This is a genomic window from Pseudofrankia sp. DC12, from assembly GCF_000966285.1.
Classification (GTDB): domain Bacteria; phylum Actinomycetota; class Actinomycetes; order Frankiales; family Frankiaceae; genus Pseudofrankia.
This window is the reverse complement of sequence record NZ_KQ031391.1, coordinates 1335404-1352982: the sequence shown is the minus strand read 5'-3', so window position 1 is coordinate 1352982 and position 17579 is coordinate 1335404. Positions and strand designations below refer to the sequence as shown.

The window sequence follows — 17579 nt, the reverse complement described above, 5'->3', positions numbered from 1 at the left end:
TCAGCCAGTCTCGACGTGCCCGATCGTGTTGTTGTCCTCGCCATGGGCATGATCAGGCAAGATCCGCCGCCCAGATCCGGCCGGCCTGCCTGCCCTTCCGAGCGAGTACGATCGCGCCATTCGCGAGCCGGGCGGTGCGTGGCTGATCGAGCCGTGTCCGTGGCCAGTCGGGTGAGCGGCGTCGGCAGCACGGGGGTTGTCATGACGGACGATGTGAAGCAGTTGCGCCAGCTGCGCGCTGAAGATCTCGCGGAACTCGCGGACGTCTTCTACCAGCGGCAGACAGCCGACCACCTGCTGGCGGACGCCGGGTTCAGCCGCAAGAACCTTCCGGACGCCTCTACCTCGGGTGGCCGGTGGGCTGATGTGAACGTCACCCTCGGCGACGGCTCGGTGCCTGGCGGACGGCTGCGGATTCTCGAGCTCGCGCTGGACCGCTACCCGGCGAACGACGTCTTCAAGCAGGGGGTCGCCGAGGCCCGGCGCGCGGCGCAGCGCTTGGCGGCCACCGAATCCGGGGGCGCGGCAGCCGAGCCGGCCGGTAAGCCCACCGGCCGCGACCGGCTCCCACGGCCCGCTACCGTGGCCGTGCTGGACGCTGTCGGTTACAGCCGCAATGGCGTCATGGTTCAGCTTGCGATCCGTGATGGCCTACGAGAGATTTTCTACGACGCGCTCGCGGATGCCGATATCTCCGCTGCCGCCGTGAAGGTTCAGGACACCGGCGACGGTCTCATCGTCGTCATCTCCGGTGACGTGCCGAAAGCGGTGGTGGCCGCCGACCTGGTCGAACAGCTGCGCCGCGGCGTGCGCGGCTACAACCGCGGCCGCAAGGATGCCGGCGCCATCCGCCTACGACTGTCGCTGCACCACGGCGACGTCGTGGAGGACCGCACCGGCTGGGCCGGGGACGCCGTCATCGTCGGCACGCGGCTGGTGGACGCACCGCCGATCCGCGCGGTATTCCCCACAAACCCCGCGGCGAGCCTCGCGGTCATCATGTCCTCGGAGTTCTACGGCACCACTGCGGCGCAGGAGTTGCTCGGCCTGGACCCCGGCTCGTACCGCGAGGTCGAGGTCGTGGTACCCAAGTTCACCGGTAGGGCCTGGCTGACGGTGCCCGGCCTGACCGGCTGGACGCTCGAGGTGCCGGCCGACGGCGACGGCGCTGCGACCCCTGGCTCCGCGTCGGCCGCGGCCGACGCGAGTGGTGCCGACGAGCTGCCTGAGGACGCCGTGCAGTGGGATTTCCTGATCGCCGCCGCCGACACGGACGAGAGCTGGGGCGCGTGGATCGCCCACACGCTGGAAAAAGACGCTGCGTACAACGTCCACATCGAGACCTGGGACATCCAGGCGGCGGAGAACCTCATATGGAAACTCGAGGAGGCGATGGCCGTCGCGAAACGAACGATCGTGATCGTCTCCGCGAACCTCCTCAGCTCGCCGAAGGCTCAGGCCGTGTGGATGGAGGCGTGGCGCAAGGACCCGGTCGGGCAGGGCCGCTCCCTCGTCCCGGTGATCGTCGGCGACTACCAGCCAACCGGCTTCCTGGCCAGCATCAAACCCATCCGGCTGACCGGCACGAGTCCGGACGCTGACGAGCGCGAGCTGCGCGAGCAACTCCGCCGGACGGTCAACGGCAAGTACCGGCCGGCCACACCGCCTGTCTATCCCGGAATGGCCTCATAGCGCCGCTCGCCTTCCCGCTCGCCGCATCGGCGCGGGCGATTCTCGCACTCATCCCGAGTACCGGGGAGAGGGAATTTCTGATGAGCGACAAGTCCGAGGCGATACTCGCCTACTGGACCGAGCAGCGCACGCAGCTACGGCAGTCGGAGAGCCAGCGGTCGTCCATGACGAACTACGTGCTCGTCATCGCGGCCGGTCTCAGCGGACTGATCGCCCAGCAGAAGTACGCCACGACCACGATTCCGCTGGCCGCGCTGATCGTCGTCGTCGGGCTCTACGGCGCCATCACGGCGGCGAAGTTCCACGAGCGCGCGAACTACCACCTCTCGCAGGCCCGCGCCTTGACCAAGGATCTGAAGGACGAAGGCGCCCTGCCAGCCACCACGGCGACACCGGCCTACCGCGTCGACCATTACGCGAAGTACCCGCGGCTGTCACGGCTGCGGCTGCACTGGCTGTGGACAGGTCTGCACCTGGCGGTCGCCGCCTACGGCTGCGCGCTGGTCGTCATCGCCAGCGTCTGACACGCCGGTTCCCGTCACGGCTGGTGCCCTGGCTAGGGATGTCCACGGTGTCTCCATCGGGACAGCGCTGAATCCAGAAAGAGGACCACGACCTATAGCATGCTGGCCTTGTGAGCGACAGCGACGTGAATCCGGACGCGGAGAGCCAACGCTTCTTCATCTCCTACACTAGCGCCGACGAGCGCTGGGCGGAGTGGGTCGCCTGGACACTGGAGGAGCAGGGCCACCAAACCACCATCCAGGCATGGGACTTCGGCCCCGGATCACATTTCCTCGGCGAGATGCAACGCGCGCTCAGCGATCCCGGCCGGCGCACCATAGCCATTCTGTCGGCGGCCTACCTGCGCTCCGTGTACGCGAGCAACGAGTGGCAGGCCGCGTACGGCGTCGACCCCGACGGAACGAAACGCCACCTACTGGTCGTCCGAGTGGAGGACTGCGACCGCCCTGGCCTCCTTCGGGAACTCGTCTCCGTCGACCTGTTCGACATCGACCGTGAGAAGGCACGCGGCCGCCTCGATCGAATGATCGTCCGCAGCCGACGCAAGATCACCGAGGAGCCCGACTTCCCGGGGCAGTGATCACATGGGCGGCGCAAGGGCCGCCGGGACCGGAACCGTTGTTCCAGGCCGTCCTGGGGAAGATCCGCGTCCTGCGGAACGGCCCAGGCCGGCCTGGCTTCTCACCCGGGAAGCCGGTGGCTGGCACAGCGTGGAAGCGGACCTGCGCGCCGCCGCCGACCCGGACCCCCGCTTGGTCTCGCTCGGACGCGCGGCTGCGCGCCTGGCTGGCAGCAGACGCCGCGACGACCTGGCAACCCCTTCCCAAAGCCCAGCAGGCATGGATGGCCGTCTACCTCTCCAACGCTGGACGCTACGACGCCGGCCCCACGCCAGTTGGCCTTCTACGCCGGAATCAGACCCAGAGCCCCACTGCCACGCACCGAACGCGAAACGGTGACAACAACCAAACTCCGTCGCCGGCCGCGCCTCGCCTGGGCGCTGACCACCGCAACGACTACGGCAATCTCATCGCTCGTGCCCGTTGGCGGACGCGACGGCACACAATGACATTCACCCACGATGCACAGGTTGATGCACCGCGACGTTGATCGCGATGACTCCATGGAAATTGCGGCGCAGCCGCAATTTCCATGTGTGCCGGGCGAGTTTCGCGGACGAGTTCGGTGCCGCGTTGGGCCGCTGGGTTCCCATGGCGACAAGTCCACCTTCTACCGCCGTGTAGCGGAGGGGCGATGCGGGAGGGGTTCGCCGCTGTCGCTTGCACATCAACTGCAACGATCAATAACCTCAGGCCAGTCGACATCGTCAGCGTATCTACTGAGGGCGCTGGCGCGTGGCAGCGCCCAGTTCGAGCACGGCGGCGGCAGTCGTGTCTGCGTGTGGCGGCTGGGGCGGGACGAGGTCTGAGGTCCGCAGGCCAGGGTCGCTCTTGGCGATCTCATCCAGCCATTCGTCTGTCGTTGACCGCGCCGAAGGCGGTTTTGGCGCGCGGTGGCCGCGCCGCGGGACCGGCGCTGGCGTGGCCACCGTGCAGCTCCAAGCGGCGCGGACCTGAGCCTGAGAGCGCCGTGGTTGGCGGGTGAGTGGTCGACGGCGCTGTCAAGAAACGGGTTGACATTTGCGCGATCTGACGGCACGGGTCCGTCGGCGGTATCGGCCCGGCTCACTCGTCGGCGAGCTCCTGGCGGCGAGTTGTCGGTGGCGCAGCCTAAGGTTGGTGACATGTCAAGCGACCGGGACGCGGCGCCTGCCTTCCGCATCGAACTCGTGCTGGACGTCGAGGTGTGCGATGCCGTCGCACTCCGACAGCAGGCATTGGACGCCCTCGTGGGTACCTCTTACACCGCAGAGGACCATGCGACTCCCGAAGAACTCGCCGAACGCGACCGCGCCGACGTACGCACCGATCTTGCCTACGCTTTGGGCGTGGTCCTCAATCCGCACAGTCTCGCGGACGACCTCGACGGCGTCGAAGCGCACGGTTCCCACTACTCGGTGACGACCACCGACAACGACACCGAGTCAGACCTCGCGAAAGACCGGGAGGCACGGCCGCCGTTCGACGTGCTCTTCGCTGCCTGCACGTGCAACCGGGACGACTGCGAACTATGCGGAGGGTTTCAGCTGACGCCTCGGACGGCGGCGGGCTTGTGGTTCGCGCTGCAGCACTTCGCGGACCAAGGCTACCGCGATGTCGAGGAACACGGCGACGAACCCGTCGAGGAGAGCGGAATTTGGGTGTTATTCGCCGACTATCCCCGTATCACCTTCAGCCAGGATGCCGTCTGGCGACGCCAAGCCGCTCGCAGCTTCGACGACCTGGCAGCCGACCTCGCTGCGGGCGCCTGGCCAACCCCACGCAGTCCAGGCGAAGAAATGGCACTTCACCTAGCAATCGGCCTTGCGACCGACCTCGGCGCCGATGGTGCTCTGGATGACTGGATCGCAGCTTACCCCGCCCATCCCGATGACTTCGACAAGGAAGCATGCGTCGAAGAGCTATTCGAAGACACCGACATCCTCGGTCTTTTCAATGCGAGTCGCGATGGGATGGAAGACCCGGACGACCCTGAGAACCAGAGGCTTGGCATCGGAGACTATCGGCCCGTCGCTTGGTTCAGACCCTTCCGCAGCGAGAAAGCACGCGACGGGCGGCGCCCATTCCGGAGGTAGCCCGGTAGCGCCACGCCCGCCGTGTCGCTACGCCACCTCGCTACCGACATCAGGCTCCTCTGACAAGCCAACGGTCCTGAGGGAGCCCGCAGTGGCGCCGACCTCGGGAGCGCTGGCCGGTCGGCCCTTCGATGTCCAGCTTCTCGGTGGATGCCCGTGTCGGTCTTGGTCGTCGTCGTACCCGGCGTGATGCACGGGGTCGGGTGCGCGCGGGGGCTGACAATCGACTTGCCTCGGTGGCCTTCCAACCGGAGACGAGTCGCCCGTGTGGGGAGACGTGCTGCCAGGCAGATAGGGCCTCGTCGGGAGACGGAAAGATCCACAGCACGTGCCGCCCCTCCGGCGCCGCCGGACGGGTCTGCCGGCGGGGCGTCGCCATCAGGCGTCGGCGTCTCACGCTGCCGACGGGAACGGCCGCTAACATGATTCCGAATGACCGTTTGCAGCGCCGGTTGCCGTTGCGGTGACACGAACGGATGAGATCGGATAACTAGATGCCCGATCTACCTCAGGCCTTGTAGGAGATATCTTGCGTGAAGTGGAAGTGAAGTATGCGCTGTCGGACGCCCAGGCGGTGGCTGTAGCGTTCGCAGAGCGCGGAATAGTTCTCGATGGTCCGGTTTTTCAGGATGACCAGGCTTTTGCGCCCGTCGGGTGGTCTTTCGGCGACAGCAAGCTGGGTGTCTCGTTCCTACGCCTACGCACGGTGAACGGTCGCCACTGGTTTGCTCTCAAGCAGCCCGTCGCGAATGCACAGGACTGTTTGGAGTATGAAACAGAGGTCCTGGACCGAGGGCAGATGCACCAGGCGGTCCTGCTGATGGGGTACGCGGCCACTGTTCGTGTAGCGAAGTCGCGGCGTACGGGCCGGCACGGCGATATCTCGCTGTGCCTCGATGAGGTCGAGGGCGTGGGGGCGTTCCTGGAACTCGAACGGCTGGTGCCCGACGACGAGCCGGCCGACGCGGTTCAGGCGGAGTTGGCGGCGTTCGTCGCGTCCCTGGGTATCGACGCGGTGCGAACGAGTGAGACGTATGACTCGCTGGTCCGCGCGGCTCAGGACGGTCCGGCGGTCGCGCTGCCTGCTAGCCGGGTCAGCACCGAGTCCGCGAGGAACGCGGCCACTTCGGCGGCGCTCTGAGCGCCGATGTCGTGCACGAGGACGGGGTAGCCGGCCGCGTGTAGCTCGGCGGCGACATTGCGGTAGGTCGCGGCTTCGGCTAACGCGGCCTCGGGGCCGCCGCCGTGAAAGCGGCTGTAGTGGCCGCGCTGGGCTGCCCGCTCGCGGGAGCGGGTGGGTTCGCCCAGCAGGATGACGGTCAGGTCGGGCCGGTCGGCCTGCTCGGCGAGCGCCCAGAGGAAGCCGGCCGGTACACCGTCAAGGCGTTGTAGGACGAGGGTTGAGGCGATGTACCGATCGCAGATGACGATGGCGCCTCGGGCGAGGGCTGGGCGGATGTCGGTGTCGAGGTGCTGGTCGCGGTCGGCGGCCACCAGGCAGGCCAAGGCCAGGCCTCGGTAGTCGTCGGTCCCGAAGCGGACGAGGTTGCCCAGCGGGCTGGTGCTGGGTTCCTTGGTAGCGAGCGCGGGCAATCCTGCCTGGGCAAGGCGGTGCACCAGGGCTGCGGTGACGGTGGTCTTGCCGATGCCGCTCGGCCCGTCGATGGCCACGAAATATCCGGCGCTCATCGCCGCCCGCTGCGCTCGTACTGCTCCCGGGAGAGGTCGACCAGAGCGGCCCGAATCTCGTCGGTGCTGGCTTCTCCGAACTGAAGGTTCACGGAGAAGTTGAATTCGTCCCGCCCACGCATGGCTTCGTCGAGTCCGCCGCTGGTGAGATCGACGGCGGTGTAGTCGAGCAGTTGGGCGGGTTTGTGGCGGCCGGTGGCGAGCAGGCGATCCCATTCCGGGGTGCCCGGGTAGGGGCGGAACTCGAAGACAGACGCTCGGAAGGTTCCGGGACGCGCGTCCGTCAACTCCCAGAGCTCTCGTACGTGGCGTACGGTGGCGGCCAGTTCGTCGCGGGTTTCGGTGGGGAATCCGAGGATGAAGTAGCCCTTGACCGAGATACCGCGTTCGGTGAGGCGCCGGACGACGGAACGGGTCAGGTCGGGGTTGATGCGCTTGCCCATGTAGCCGAGTAGCCGCTCGCTGCCGGACTCGACGCCGAGGGCGACCTCGCGCAGCCCGTTGGCGGCGAGTTGGTCGAGGAGCGTGTCGTCGGCGCGGTGCAGGATGTTGATGCGCCCGGTGGCGTCCCAGACGTATCGGTCACCGACGCGTTGGGCGGTGAACGCGTCCATGGCGCGGCGGATAAAGCGTTCGTAGCCGAGGAAGAGGTCGTCCACGAAGCGGAACGCCGTGACGTTGTGGGTCGCGTGCAGGACTTCCATTTCGGCGAGAATGCCTGTGGGTGTGCGGGTGCGGATGGTGATGTCTGGGTTGGCGCTGACGGCGGCGCCGCAGAAGGAGCAGTCGTAGGGGCAGCCGCGGGCGCCGACCATGTTGGCCTCGACTCTGCCGTCTGGGCTTGGGTAGGGGTCGTTGACCAGGTAGCGGCGGTCGACGAAGGGCAGCCGGTCGACGTCCGGGGCCAGGTGGTGCCCGGCGCCGGGCCTGCCACCCGTGACCGGTGTGTGCAGGATGGGGTCGAGCCACATCACGCCGGGCAGGTCGGCGCGGGAACGCTTGTCGTCCAGTAGTTCCGCTACCCGCGTTTCCCCTTCGCCGAGCACGAGGGCTTCCAATGCTGTGAAGCGGGGGTCTGTGATGATGGCGTCGGGCATGGCTTTGGCCTGGTGGCCGCCGACCATGACCATGATTCCTGGGTCCAGGCCGGCGGCGATCTGAGCGCTTATCTCGTAGGTGGGGGCGAGAAGGTTGAATCCTGCCCACCGTGGTCCGAGGCGGTTGACGAGTCGGTAGGTCTCTTCAATGCCGAGGCCCAGGGATTCGGCGTCGAGTACTCCCACGTTGAAGCCTTGCGTGGCGGCGTAGGTGGCGATGTAGGCCATGCCCAGGACGGGCAGGGTGAAGTCGTTGACCCTGGGTCTCTGGCCGTAGTCGCGTAGCGGCGCGTTGATGAATATGGCGTCGAGTGGACGACTCAGGTCGGCGCCTCGGACGGCGCCGTCATCCGATGTCTCCATGCTGCGATCCCCAAGCGAGGGTGAGGAGAGTAAGTGAGGAAAGGTGCGCGTCGGCCAGGTGTCGCCACTGGGCGCCGAAGGCACGCTCGTTGTCGAACCAGGCGTGTGAGGGGGCGGCTCGTCGTGCCCAGGTGCGCACAGCCAGATCGGCGTAGGGATACAGGTCCCAGCGGTTGGTGTAGTCCGCGACGGCGGCTCCCGCCGTCCACGGTCCGACGCGTCGGACAGCTTGCAGTTCGTCAACCAGGGCCGGTTGGGATAGACGCATCCATTCATCGCCGTGGGCGATGAATGCTGTGGCTGCGGATCGCAACACCGGCCGTTTGAAGGCTAGTCCCAGGTTGGTGAACTGTGCGTCATCCAGGTCGAGAAGTGTTTCGGGTGTCGGGAACAGCGCGTAGGATTCGCCGTCCGGCAGCGTCACCCGCCGGCCGTGGGCCGCGCACAGCGCCCGGTAGAGCCTCTTGGACTGTCCCGCCCGGATGACCTGGCGCAGGATGGCGGTTCCTAGTGCCTCCCACAGCGACGGGTTCCGCAGACGTCCGACCCGGCCGAGGTCTGTCAGTTCCTTCGCTAGTTCGGGCACATCGTCGGCGGCGCCTTGCGGCAGGGCGAAGACGTCTGCCGCCGGTTCTGTATCCCCGCCGTCCAGCGCGGTGAGCACGAGGGTTCCGCGCGTCACCTGTGCCAGAACGAGACCGCCGGCCAGTGGACATACCCGGTGTGCCCCGTCGGGCGTGGGAAGCCACGCGGGGTGTTCGGTCATCCAGTGATCTGCGGCGAGCGGCATGAGGAAACACTCCGAGTGGAAGGCGCGTTGGGTAGTCAGGCGGATGATTAGTCTCTCATGACGTCACTCCTGGGGAAGACGGGCGTCCGGAACGCGTTGGCCGTCGCCGTTCCGAAGCAATACCTGTGGATCATCAGAACGTGCGAGTTGAAATCGGCGCGGGAGACGTCCCGAAAGGCCCGCGGTGACGGTGGTTGCCGGTTCGCGGGCCGCGCACTTCTTCTAGGACGGTCAGCGCGACAATCGGTGGCTCGGCGGCTGTGAGAATTCTGCTGTGGCGGCGTATCGCCTGTCAGATGGGTAGCTGGCCGGTGGCCAGGAGCTGCCAGACGAACTTGTCGTGGGTCCGCCCGGCGGTGGTGAGGTGGATGTCGTGTCGCACGGTGGTCAGCCCGTTGTTGAGAGGCGGGGGCGTCCCGCTGGTGACCGTGCCTGGCACCCTGGGGTGATCCGGTTCGGTGAGCAGGTCCGCGACCGCAAGCGCGAGCGCTGTCTGCTGGGGCGAGGCGCCGGGCGGGTGGAGCACGACAACGCGAACCGGCGGCAGTCGGGCCAACGCGTTGGCGGCTTTTATCAGTTCAGCCTGGTGCACGGGGAGGAACGACAGCCCCGGCCGGTCGCCGAGAATATGGATGAAGCGTCGTTCCGAAGCGGAGCCCCAGCCTGTTGGCTCGCCCGGTCGGCGGCGTAGCAACAGGCCCGCATGGTTGGCGGGGAGCTGTAGCCCGAGGACCGGTGTGTGCCTGGCGTCGGCCTCCCTGCTCAGAGCCACGGTGGCGGACGTCGGGGTAGCGGTGGCCGCCGGATGAACGGTCCTGCGGGCGGGCGGTCTAGGCGCGGCCGACGGCGGCATAGCAGCTGACCTCCGCGTCGGTGGGTGCATCGGCGGCGGCGGTATCGAGGTTCCAGCGCTGGCAGCAGGTGAGGCCGGGGGCGTCGAGGTCGAGGCCGGTGAAGAATCGGGCGACCTGCTCGCGGCTACGTGCCTGCACCGGGATGCCGGCGGCTTCGTAGGTGGCGACGAGTTCGGCCATCGGGGCGGGGTCGTGGTCGGCGGTGATGTGGCTGAGCATCAGCGCGCTTCCCGGTGGCAGTCCGGCGAGCAGCGTGGCGACGATGCCGTAGGGGTCGAATGCGTCGGGGATGAAGTGCAGGACCGCGACGAGGCTCAGCACCACGGGACGGGTCAGGTCCAACGCGTCGGCGAGTTCCGGCGCGGCGAGGATGCCTTCCGGTTCGCGGAGATCGCCGTGCAGGTAGGCGGTCCGCCCCGCCGGGTCGCTGGTCAGCAGTGCGCGGGCCTGCGTCAGGACCAGCGGATCGTTGTCGGCGTAGACCACCCGCGCCTCCTTGGCGATGCTCTGGGCGACCTCGTGCAGGTTGGGCGTGGTGGGGACGCCGGTTCCGATGTCGAGGAACTGCCGGTACCCGGCCCGGGTCAGATGCGCGGTGGCGCGCCGCAGGAACGCCCGATTCTCCCGCGCGGTGGTCCGCAGATGCGGAAACACTTCCAGCGCCTTCTCCGCCGCCTCCCGGTCCGCGGGGAAATGGTCCTTACCGTCGAGGTAATAGTCGTACATCCGGGCCGGGTGGGCTCGGTCCAGCGCCAGTCCGACCCTCGTCGGGGAGAAATTATCGCGGGTCACGGCTTGGTCCAACCTTTCGTCGTCAGGCGCGTATGCGTCGGGTCTGTTGAGCCGGACGGCCTGTGCACACAGCCGGTCCTCCATATCGAACAGTTCGCATATGTGCTGGATACGACGGGACTCCCGGGGATCGGTGTCCATTCGGCGGAATAGGTCGGCGATGCTCTCGTCGCTCCCCCCACCATCGGGCGAGTTCTGCGCGAGCAGTTTCAAAGCCTCGTCAACGTTCACCGAACCTCCGCTTCCCGGGTTCCACGCCGTCCACGGCCGCCGACCGGGCCGGCGGCCAGGAACTGCCAGACGACCCAGTCACTACATCCGCTCGGAGCATTCAGCCGAACCTCGTGGCGCACTACGCTCAGCCCCGCACCTGCTGGCAGCTCGGACCCGCAGACAACCGTCGCGGACAACACCCGCCGCGACGGACGGGGCAGCAGATCACCGACCGCGAACGCCAGCGCGGCCCGCGACGGCGCGCCATTTAGCGGACAGATCACCACATGACGCACCTGAGGGAGCAGGGACATCGCCACTGCGGCCGGCCACAGACCTCCCGGGCGCACGGCGTGGAACTCCACCGCCGCCGCGTCGGGAACATGGCAGGCGACCGGCCCCTCCCAGCCCCCGCCGCCCGGGCCCGACTGACGGCGGATCAACAACCCCGCTGTTCCCGCCGGAAGCCGCAGCCACGGCAAACGCGCCTCACCATCAACCTCGTCATCACCACGCAGCCGTGCGGTCCTCGGCGCGAGGGTGACCGTCCGAGCGTCCTCGTCCCGGCTGGCGGGACGGTTAGCGACGGGCGAAGGCGCCACAGCACCTCACCTCCACGTCGGCCGCCAGATCGGCCTGTGCCGCCGCAGGGGGACGGTTGAGGCCAGCCGTGGACCCCTGCTCGACTTCAGGTCGCGCGTCTTCCTGGATCTCGTACCAAGGGTCCAAAGCTCGCAAGAGGCGAGCGACGCGCGCGACGACCTCAGGGTCGGTGCTGAATTCCGTAGGGGCGTCCATAGGCCTCGTTGGCTCGTCCACGGGTTGCGGCCTCCGGGTCGGCATCGGCAGGCTGTCGTCGCCGACACGGGGGGCAGACAGCCGATGGCCTGGGAACACTGGTGGAGATCACTTAATCGGACCATGCGGTATTCCTAGATATCGATCTTCGTTGGTTGGTGGACATCCCCTGGTCGGCTCGGGCGGCGATGAAGCTCGTCCAGTCGTGGCGGGTGCGCTGTGCCCATCGGGCGGCTGTGGTGATGTGGATGCCGAGGAGGTCTGCGAGGACCGGGGCGGGGAGTTCGCTGGCCCAGTCCGCGAGGGCGCGGTTGCGTGAGTGGCGAGGTTCGATGCCGTGCTGGCGGAGCCGGCGGGTCAGGACCTCGTTGGAGGCTCGTGCTCCTGGGGCGCGGCCGGGGAAGAGCGGCCGGTCGGGGTCTGCGGAGTTTCGTCGTCGTGTGGCTGCGTCCTGCTGTGCGCGCACGACGGTGGCGAGCTTGCCAGGGATCAGCACCGGAACGTTGTCGAGCCGCAGGTAGGTCTCGGCCTGGTTGTGGTGGATGTCGCCGCTGGTCAGACGGGTCAGGCGGGAGATCATCTGGCCGTAGAGCAGGAGCAGTCCGCCGGCGGTGCGGACATCGAGGGGCATCTGCCCGTCGTTGAGGCAGCGCTCGAGTAGCTGCCAGCGGCTGGCCTCGTCGAGGAAGGTGTCCGGCTCGGAGTGGGGCAGCGTCGGCACCTGGAGGTCGCTGGTCAGTCGGCGGGCCCTGGTCCAGGCGAGGAAGGCGCGCACCAGGTAGCGAGTTTGAGCGGCGTCGTGCAGCCAGTCGTCGATGTCGGCCTGGCGGGCGTCGGCGAGGCTGGTGCCGCGTTCATCGAGCCAGGCGAGGAACTCCAGGGCGATGAGGACGTGGGTCCGCGCCCAGCGCGCGGCGTGTGAGGTGAAGCCCTGGCGGGCGGCTCGGGCACGGGCGCGGCGTAGGAGGTGCCACTGCGCGAACGGGCGCACGACCCGGGCGTGCGCTTTAGGGCAGCCGCTGAGGGTCTGGTCGAGCCACGGTTCGAGGCGTTCAAGGTACTCGAGACGTTCGGGCAGGACACCGGCGCGGACGAGCATGCCGCGCAGGTGGTGCAGGTCGTAGGTCTGGGGGTAGCTGTCGAGGAGGGCGTGGCTGACCGGTTCGTGGTGTGCGCGGCGGGCGAGGTCTGCGAGCAGTCGGCCGCCGGAGCACCGGGTCAGCCAGTCCAGGGCTGACGTCGGGTTGGGCGCGGCGGCGAGTGCGGTGGCCAGGGGCGTCAGCTGCTCGGGCATGGTGCCCACGGAGTCGGCGAGCAGGGCGTGCAGACGCTCGGGCACGAGCCGGCGGGCGCGTGCGACGCGATACTCACGCTCGTTGCTGTAGCGACGGCGTCGGGTTTGTGGTTCTGGTTCGCCGCTGCAGGTCAGGCAGACCGGTGCCAGCATCCAGGGATCGCAGCGGCGTGGCTGCCCGCATCGGGTGCAGGTCACCAGCGGGCGCCGACGGCAGCGATCGCATGTGTCTGGCTGGCCGTCGCGGCCCCGGCGGGACAGCGGGCGTTGCTGGCCGCAGACGCCGCAGGGCCGGGTTGGCTGGGTGTAGCAGGCGCGGCAGACCGGCCCCGCGGGCGTCCGGGCGTAGCCGGCGCGGACCTGGCCGCACGAGGCGCAGGTGTGTTGGGGTGGCTGGTAGCAGTTCCGGCAGAGCGGCCCGCCGTCGTGGTCGCGGGCCGTCGGACGGCAGAGCTCGCCGCAGCGGGCGCAGGGCCTGACGGGCCGGGCGCAGGCCGAGCACAGCGGGCCCTGCGCCGACGCGGTGTCCACCCTGCGGGTCTGGCCGCAGCGGTGGCACGGTCTGCGGGTCGACGTGCGGTAGCAGGTGTCGCAGAGCCGCCCGCCCGCAGCGCGGTGACGTAGGTCCGCCGTCCGCAGGCACCGCAGGCAGTGCGGCGCACGGACGCCACCCTGACCGGCCTCGACCAGCAGGCGGGTCAACGCGATCAGGCTGCTGGGGACGTCGGAGGCACCAGACCGTAGCGCGTCCGGGTGAGCGGCCAGATGTTCGTCGAGGGCACGCAGCGCCGCGGGCCGTGGCGCCGCCCTGTCCACCAGAGCGCAGGCCGCGGTCAGGCCCAGCCCGGTCGTCGTGCCCACGATCGCGGTCGCGACGCGGGTCACCGCGCCCTCGTCCCGAGCCGGTCGGCCCGGTCGGCCAGTCACGGCAGGCCCGGTCGGCGGACGACGGTGCGCCGGCCGGTCGGCACCGGCCGCGCCTGCCCGGCCGCCTTGGCGACCTGAACGTTGACGACCTCGATGTCGACAAGGTCGTTGGGAGTCGCGGCGAGGATGTCGCACAACGCGGCGAGAGTATCCATCGACAGCCGCTGCGGCGGCTGGGTCACCAGCCGGAAGACCTGCTCCCGAGACAGGTGAACACCCCGTTCGGCCAGCAGCGGCACCAGGTCACTTGTCTGGAACAGGCCACGGTCGGCCATGACTTTCCGCAGGTTCCAGCGATAGCCCATCTTCCGTATCACTGGGCACGCTCCCACAACTCTTCGTGCCGCTCCAGCGACCGACGCACCAACCGATTGCGGTACTCGTCCGAGACACCCGTGTAAATCGCGGTCGTCGAGGTGCACCGGTGCCCGACCTGCTCGGCGACGAACCGCTCGGGATAGTCGAACTCAACAAGGTGCGTGACGTAGGAATGCCGCAGGCAGTGCAGGTCAAGCTCCGCGGGCAGCCCCGCTGCCCGCCGCGCGGTCTCGAACGCCTCGTTGACGCCTCGCGTGGAGATCCTGCTCGCACGTTCGGTCACCCACAGCGCCGTCAGAGGCCCCGGCCCGAACAACGGCCGCAGCTCGCCGACCCAGTGCGCGAGCACCTCGACGACCCAGTCCATCTCGGGAACCGTCAACACCGTTCGCCGTTTCGGCGGGCTGCCACGGGACGCCTTCCCGTATCGGACGAACAGCGCGCCATACTGCCCGTATTGCGCCGTTTTCGGAGACCGCCGCAGGTCCGTCAGATCCAGACCACGCGCCTCCCGGCGCCGGAGGCCGAACGCGTAGATCGTCTTGAGTAGGGCGGCGTCACGCATCGCCGGCAACGCGCCCTTGCGGCCCCGGCCCCGGATCTCCTCGACGAGCCCGTCCGCGGCGTCGAACAACGCCTGCACCTCGTCGTATGTCAACGGCCGCCTGCCCGCCGACCCCTCGTACTCGACGACATGCGCCACGCTGTTCCACTCATGGAAGATCTGCGCAGGGCACCGGCCGAACCGCTCCTCACAGACCCGCGGCCACTCGTAGCGAGGGTCCGTGACGTACTCGCAGAACATCCGCAGCGCAACTTCGTACCCGCGCGCCGTCGACACGGATACCGGGCGAGAACCGGACCGCCGATCGCTGATGAACGCCTCGCCCTCCGCCGGCGTCCACTCCCACGGGAACAGCCCGCTGAACGCCACCAGCCGCCTCACCAGCGCCAGCCGCGGCGCTATCGTCTCCGCCTCCCGCAGGAACCGCGCGCGCTGCTGACGTGCCCAGCCTGACAGCATCGCCTCAAACGTCGTCCCCGCCTGATCCAAAGGGACAACGTTCTCCACAATCTCCAAACGAGCCGAACCAGGCAACCCGGTCGCACTCACCCGAACCTCCCGTTGCATCAGACGCAACATTGATGCGGAGACGCTAGCGTTCACGAAATCCCGGCTCAACCACCCAGAACTCTCGCGTGTCGCAACACAGCGCCCAGGCAGACCCGACCCATAATCAGCATTATCGGGCAATGGCGAGTGTTGTATCCGATGCAATAACGCTCATAACTCCGCGCGCACGACGATCCCGCCCGACGCCGCCCGGTAGGAATGCCACTGGCTGCACAGCGCGTCGACCAGCTGCAGGCCACGGCCTGTCTCGCTGTCGACGTCGGGCGGGGTCAGGCGCGGTACGGATCCGTGGTCGCGGTTCCAGACTTCGATGACGACCGTGCCGTTGCTCGCGGTCAGCCGTACAGCCCCGTACTCGTCGCCGGGCTTGCTCGCTTGGACGCCATTCGCGACTAGCTCGCAGGCGACGGTCTCAGCAACCGCGACGGCGTCCGCATCGACCGACCATGCGGTCAATGTTTCGACCGTGCCCTTCCGCACCGCCGGCACGGCCTCATCGGTCAGTGGGAATCGAGCGGCAGCGACCCGCTCGGCCGGTGCAGGACGCTGAGCGAGCAGCGCGACAGGTCCTCGCGGGCCGCCGGGAGTGCGGTCTATGCGCCGCAATCGGTCGCCGGAGTCGGTCATGGCTAATTCCCTCTGCATGCGGTTCACGCGGCGGATGTCCCGCTGCGCCGATGGCTGGAACAAGGCAATTCGCTCTCGGGCCGAGAGCGCGAATGCCCGACGAATGGCCGAATAAGCCCACTCGTGGGCTGCGCCTTCCGCCGTCGACCGGTTTCAGTACTCAGGATCGGGCTCCGTGCGGTCCATGTCGCCGTTGGCTGTTGCCGCCACAGCGTTGCGGCAACGATCCACGACGACGTTCCGGCCCAGAAGACCCTTATGCCGCGATCAGACGGTGCCGTGGCCGGTATGTTTGGTGCCGATACGTTGCGCGGCCCTGGCGGGAGGCCACTACGTGATCAGCGGCGACGACCTGCGGACCGCGCGTCTGAGCTGTGGGCTGAGTCTGGGCCAGCTGGGCCGTCTGATCGGCCGCGACAAGGGCCATCTCAGCCGTGTCGAGACGGGGCATGGCCGGCAGGTCACCCCAGCGCTCCTTCACGCCTACGAACAGGCACTCGGGGTCAAGATCGTAGCGGCTTCCTCCGAGGATCCGGCCCCGTCCGACGAAACCGCCGAGGCTCGCACGCTGTCTGCGCTGCGTGAGGTATCGGCGGTCGGCTCCGGCGAGACCGAGGCAGATCTCCTGATCGTGCGTGGGACCTCGACCGCAGAACTGATCAGCCGTTTCACGAAGGAGGATCTTGCCTATGACCGTCGTGAAGCAGCACGTTCCCTTGTCGCCATCCTCTTCGGTGCGGCGTTGCTCGAACGAGCTGAGGGTTGGCTGTTCGCCGCCGAGCCGTCGTTGACGCCGCGACGTACCGCCGGCATTGGGTATCAGGAGATCGAGCAGATTGAGCAGGGGGCGCGGCTGTTCCGTTCGTGGGACAACCAGTTCGGCGGCGGTCTTCGTCGTAAGGCGGTCATCGGCCAACTGACGGAGGTCGCCGACGAGCTGCGCGACTTCTCCCACCCTGCTGAGCTGACGCGGCGCCTGCACGGCGCGATGGCACAGCTCGCCGCGACCGCGGCGACGATGTCCTGGGACTCGGGCCAAGGCGGGGTCGCGCAGCGGTACTACCTGCTCGCGCTGCGCGCGGCCAAGGCCGCTGACGATCCCGCGTTCTGCGCGAACATCCTCGCCGGGATGGCGCGCCAGCAGTACTACCTCGGCCGTGTCTCTGAAGGACTTGAACTGGTTCGCCTCGCGCAGGACGGCACCGGCCGGCGTCTGACCCCTGCTGTCCTCGGGATGTTGCACACGCGGGAGGCGTGGGCGTATGCGAAGCAGGGCCGGCTCGGTGCGTTCCGCCGGGCGACTGGTTACGCGGAGGATCGCTTGCGGGACGCCGATCCGACCGTCGAACCGTACTGGATCTCCTACTTCGATCAGGCTGAACTCGCCGGCGTCACCGGAGGACGGCTCCTTGAGATCGCCTACCAGGCACCCGAGCATGCCGACGAAGCGGCGACCTGGCTGGGCCAGGCCGTAGCGCTGCGAGATCGCCACAGCCTGCGGAGCGCGGCGCTCGACCAACTCGGGTTCGCTGAGGTCCGCCTGATCCAGGGCGAGTACGACGAAGCGGCCCGGCTCGGTCATGAAGCCGTGAACACGGTGGAACAGACGCAGTCGACCCGGGTGCGGGTCAAGCTTGCCGAGTTCTACCGCCACGCCGGAAGTACGACAGCGACGGGCACGATCGCCGCGCTGCGCAGCCGAATAGAACCCATCCTGCGCGCGGCGCCGGCCGCCTGACCCGTCGCGACAGATCGAAGAGGAGGCCGGAT

The 17579-nt window shown here is 68.2% G+C and carries 15 protein-coding genes; 6 read left to right on the top strand and 9 right to left on the bottom strand.

The features are described from left to right. Positions 1 to 201 precede the first annotated feature (201 nt). The 5 genes from FRADC12_RS28130 (at position 202) to FRADC12_RS05530 (ending at position 6053) form a co-directional block, all read left to right on the top strand. Positions 202 to 1692, top strand: a complete 1491-nt coding sequence (locus tag FRADC12_RS28130; protein WP_198152786.1) for a TIR domain-containing protein — start codon at positions 202 to 204, stop codon at positions 1690 to 1692. A gap of 80 nt (positions 1693 to 1772) precedes the next feature. After that, positions 1773 to 2216 carry a hypothetical protein gene (locus FRADC12_RS05545; protein ID WP_045875822.1) on the top strand — a complete coding sequence of 148 codons (444 nt, stop codon included), beginning with the start codon at positions 1773 to 1775 and terminating at the stop codon, positions 2214 to 2216. A gap of 110 nt (positions 2217 to 2326) precedes the next feature. Beyond that, positions 2327 to 2797, top strand: coding sequence for a toll/interleukin-1 receptor domain-containing protein (locus tag FRADC12_RS05540; protein ID WP_045875821.1), 471 nt, complete (start codon positions 2327 to 2329; stop codon positions 2795 to 2797). Positions 2798 to 3961: 1164 nt separating this feature from the next. Continuing rightward, positions 3962 to 4912 carry a hypothetical protein gene (locus FRADC12_RS28125; protein WP_052710707.1) on the top strand — a complete coding sequence of 317 codons (951 nt, stop codon included), beginning with the start codon at positions 3962 to 3964 and terminating at the stop codon, positions 4910 to 4912. A gap of 538 nt (positions 4913 to 5450) precedes the next feature. Continuing rightward, a complete protein-coding gene (locus FRADC12_RS05530) occupies positions 5451 to 6053 on the top strand; it encodes a class IV adenylate cyclase (RefSeq protein WP_232304122.1) in 603 nt (200 codons plus the stop codon). Here the strand turns inward: FRADC12_RS05530 and tmk are convergent. The 9 genes from tmk to FRADC12_RS30910 form a co-directional block, all read right to left on the bottom strand. Then, positions 5969 to 6601: a dTMP kinase gene (gene tmk, locus FRADC12_RS05525; RefSeq protein ID WP_045875820.1), complete on the bottom strand. Its 633-nt coding sequence runs from the start codon at positions 6599 to 6601 to the stop codon at positions 5969 to 5971. The genes FRADC12_RS05530 and tmk overlap by 85 nt on opposite strands. Next, a complete protein-coding gene (locus FRADC12_RS05520; protein WP_045875819.1) occupies positions 6598 to 8061 on the bottom strand; it encodes a B12-binding domain-containing radical SAM protein in 1464 nt (487 codons plus the stop codon). Before FRADC12_RS05520 ends, tmk begins: the two co-directional genes overlap by 4 nt. Then, a complete protein-coding gene (locus tag FRADC12_RS05515) occupies positions 8045 to 8851 on the bottom strand; it encodes a DNA glycosylase family protein (protein WP_198152785.1) in 807 nt (268 codons plus the stop codon). The genes FRADC12_RS05520 and FRADC12_RS05515 overlap by 17 nt, the downstream gene beginning before the upstream one ends. A gap of 292 nt (positions 8852 to 9143) precedes the next feature. Beyond that, complete coding sequence (locus tag FRADC12_RS28120) at positions 9144 to 9377, bottom strand: hypothetical protein (RefSeq protein WP_052710706.1); 234 nt, start codon at positions 9375 to 9377, stop codon at positions 9144 to 9146. 304 nt (positions 9378 to 9681) lie between these two features. Continuing rightward, entirely contained in the window at positions 9682 to 10497 is an 816-nt protein-coding gene (locus FRADC12_RS05505; protein ID WP_045875818.1) for an SAM-dependent methyltransferase, read from the bottom strand. A 1123-nt stretch (positions 10498 to 11620) separates the two neighbouring features. Further along, complete coding sequence (locus tag FRADC12_RS05495) at positions 11621 to 13687, bottom strand: hypothetical protein (protein WP_045875816.1); 2067 nt, start codon at positions 13685 to 13687, stop codon at positions 11621 to 11623. Between the two features lie 38 nt (positions 13688 to 13725). Continuing rightward, positions 13726 to 14034 (bottom strand): helix-turn-helix domain-containing protein, encoded by a 309-nt coding sequence (locus FRADC12_RS05490; RefSeq protein ID WP_198152784.1) that lies wholly within the window; start codon positions 14032 to 14034, stop codon positions 13726 to 13728. An 8-nt stretch (positions 14035 to 14042) separates the two neighbouring features. Further along, positions 14043 to 15101: a tyrosine-type recombinase/integrase gene (locus FRADC12_RS05485; protein ID WP_198152783.1), complete on the bottom strand. Its 1059-nt coding sequence runs from the start codon at positions 15099 to 15101 to the stop codon at positions 14043 to 14045. Between the two features lie 231 nt (positions 15102 to 15332). Beyond that, a complete protein-coding gene (locus FRADC12_RS30910; RefSeq protein ID WP_198152782.1) occupies positions 15333 to 15809 on the bottom strand; it encodes an ATP-binding protein in 477 nt (158 codons plus the stop codon). 334 nt (positions 15810 to 16143) lie between these two features. Between FRADC12_RS30910 and FRADC12_RS29250 the strand changes: the two genes are divergently transcribed. Continuing rightward, positions 16144 to 17547: a helix-turn-helix domain-containing protein gene (locus FRADC12_RS29250; RefSeq protein ID WP_198152781.1), complete on the top strand. Its 1404-nt coding sequence runs from the start codon at positions 16144 to 16146 to the stop codon at positions 17545 to 17547. The last annotated feature ends 32 nt before the right edge of the window (positions 17548 to 17579 follow it).

Excerpts from the sequence above, each read along its gene's own strand:
- FRADC12_RS05520 (WP_045875819.1), bottom strand. The coding sequence starts at position 8,061 with ATGGAGACATCGGATGACGGCGCCGTCCGAGGCGCCGACCTGAGTCGT.
- FRADC12_RS05545 (WP_045875822.1), top strand. The coding sequence starts at position 1,773 with ATGAGCGACAAGTCCGAGGCGATACTCGCCTACTGGACCGAGCAGCGC.
- FRADC12_RS30910 (WP_198152782.1), bottom strand. The coding sequence starts at position 15,809 with ATGACCGACTCCGGCGACCGATTGCGGCGCATAGACCGCACTCCCGGC.
- FRADC12_RS28125 (WP_052710707.1), top strand. The coding sequence starts at position 3,962 with ATGTCAAGCGACCGGGACGCGGCGCCTGCCTTCCGCATCGAACTCGTG.
- FRADC12_RS28130 (WP_198152786.1), top strand. The coding sequence starts at position 202 with ATGACGGACGATGTGAAGCAGTTGCGCCAGCTGCGCGCTGAAGATCTC.
- tmk (WP_045875820.1), bottom strand. The coding sequence starts at position 6,601 with ATGAGCGCCGGATATTTCGTGGCCATCGACGGGCCGAGCGGCATCGGC.
- FRADC12_RS05490 (WP_198152784.1), bottom strand. The coding sequence starts at position 14,034 with ATGGGCTATCGCTGGAACCTGCGGAAAGTCATGGCCGACCGTGGCCTG.
- FRADC12_RS05515 (WP_198152785.1), bottom strand. The coding sequence starts at position 8,851 with ATGCCGCTCGCCGCAGATCACTGGATGACCGAACACCCCGCGTGGCTT.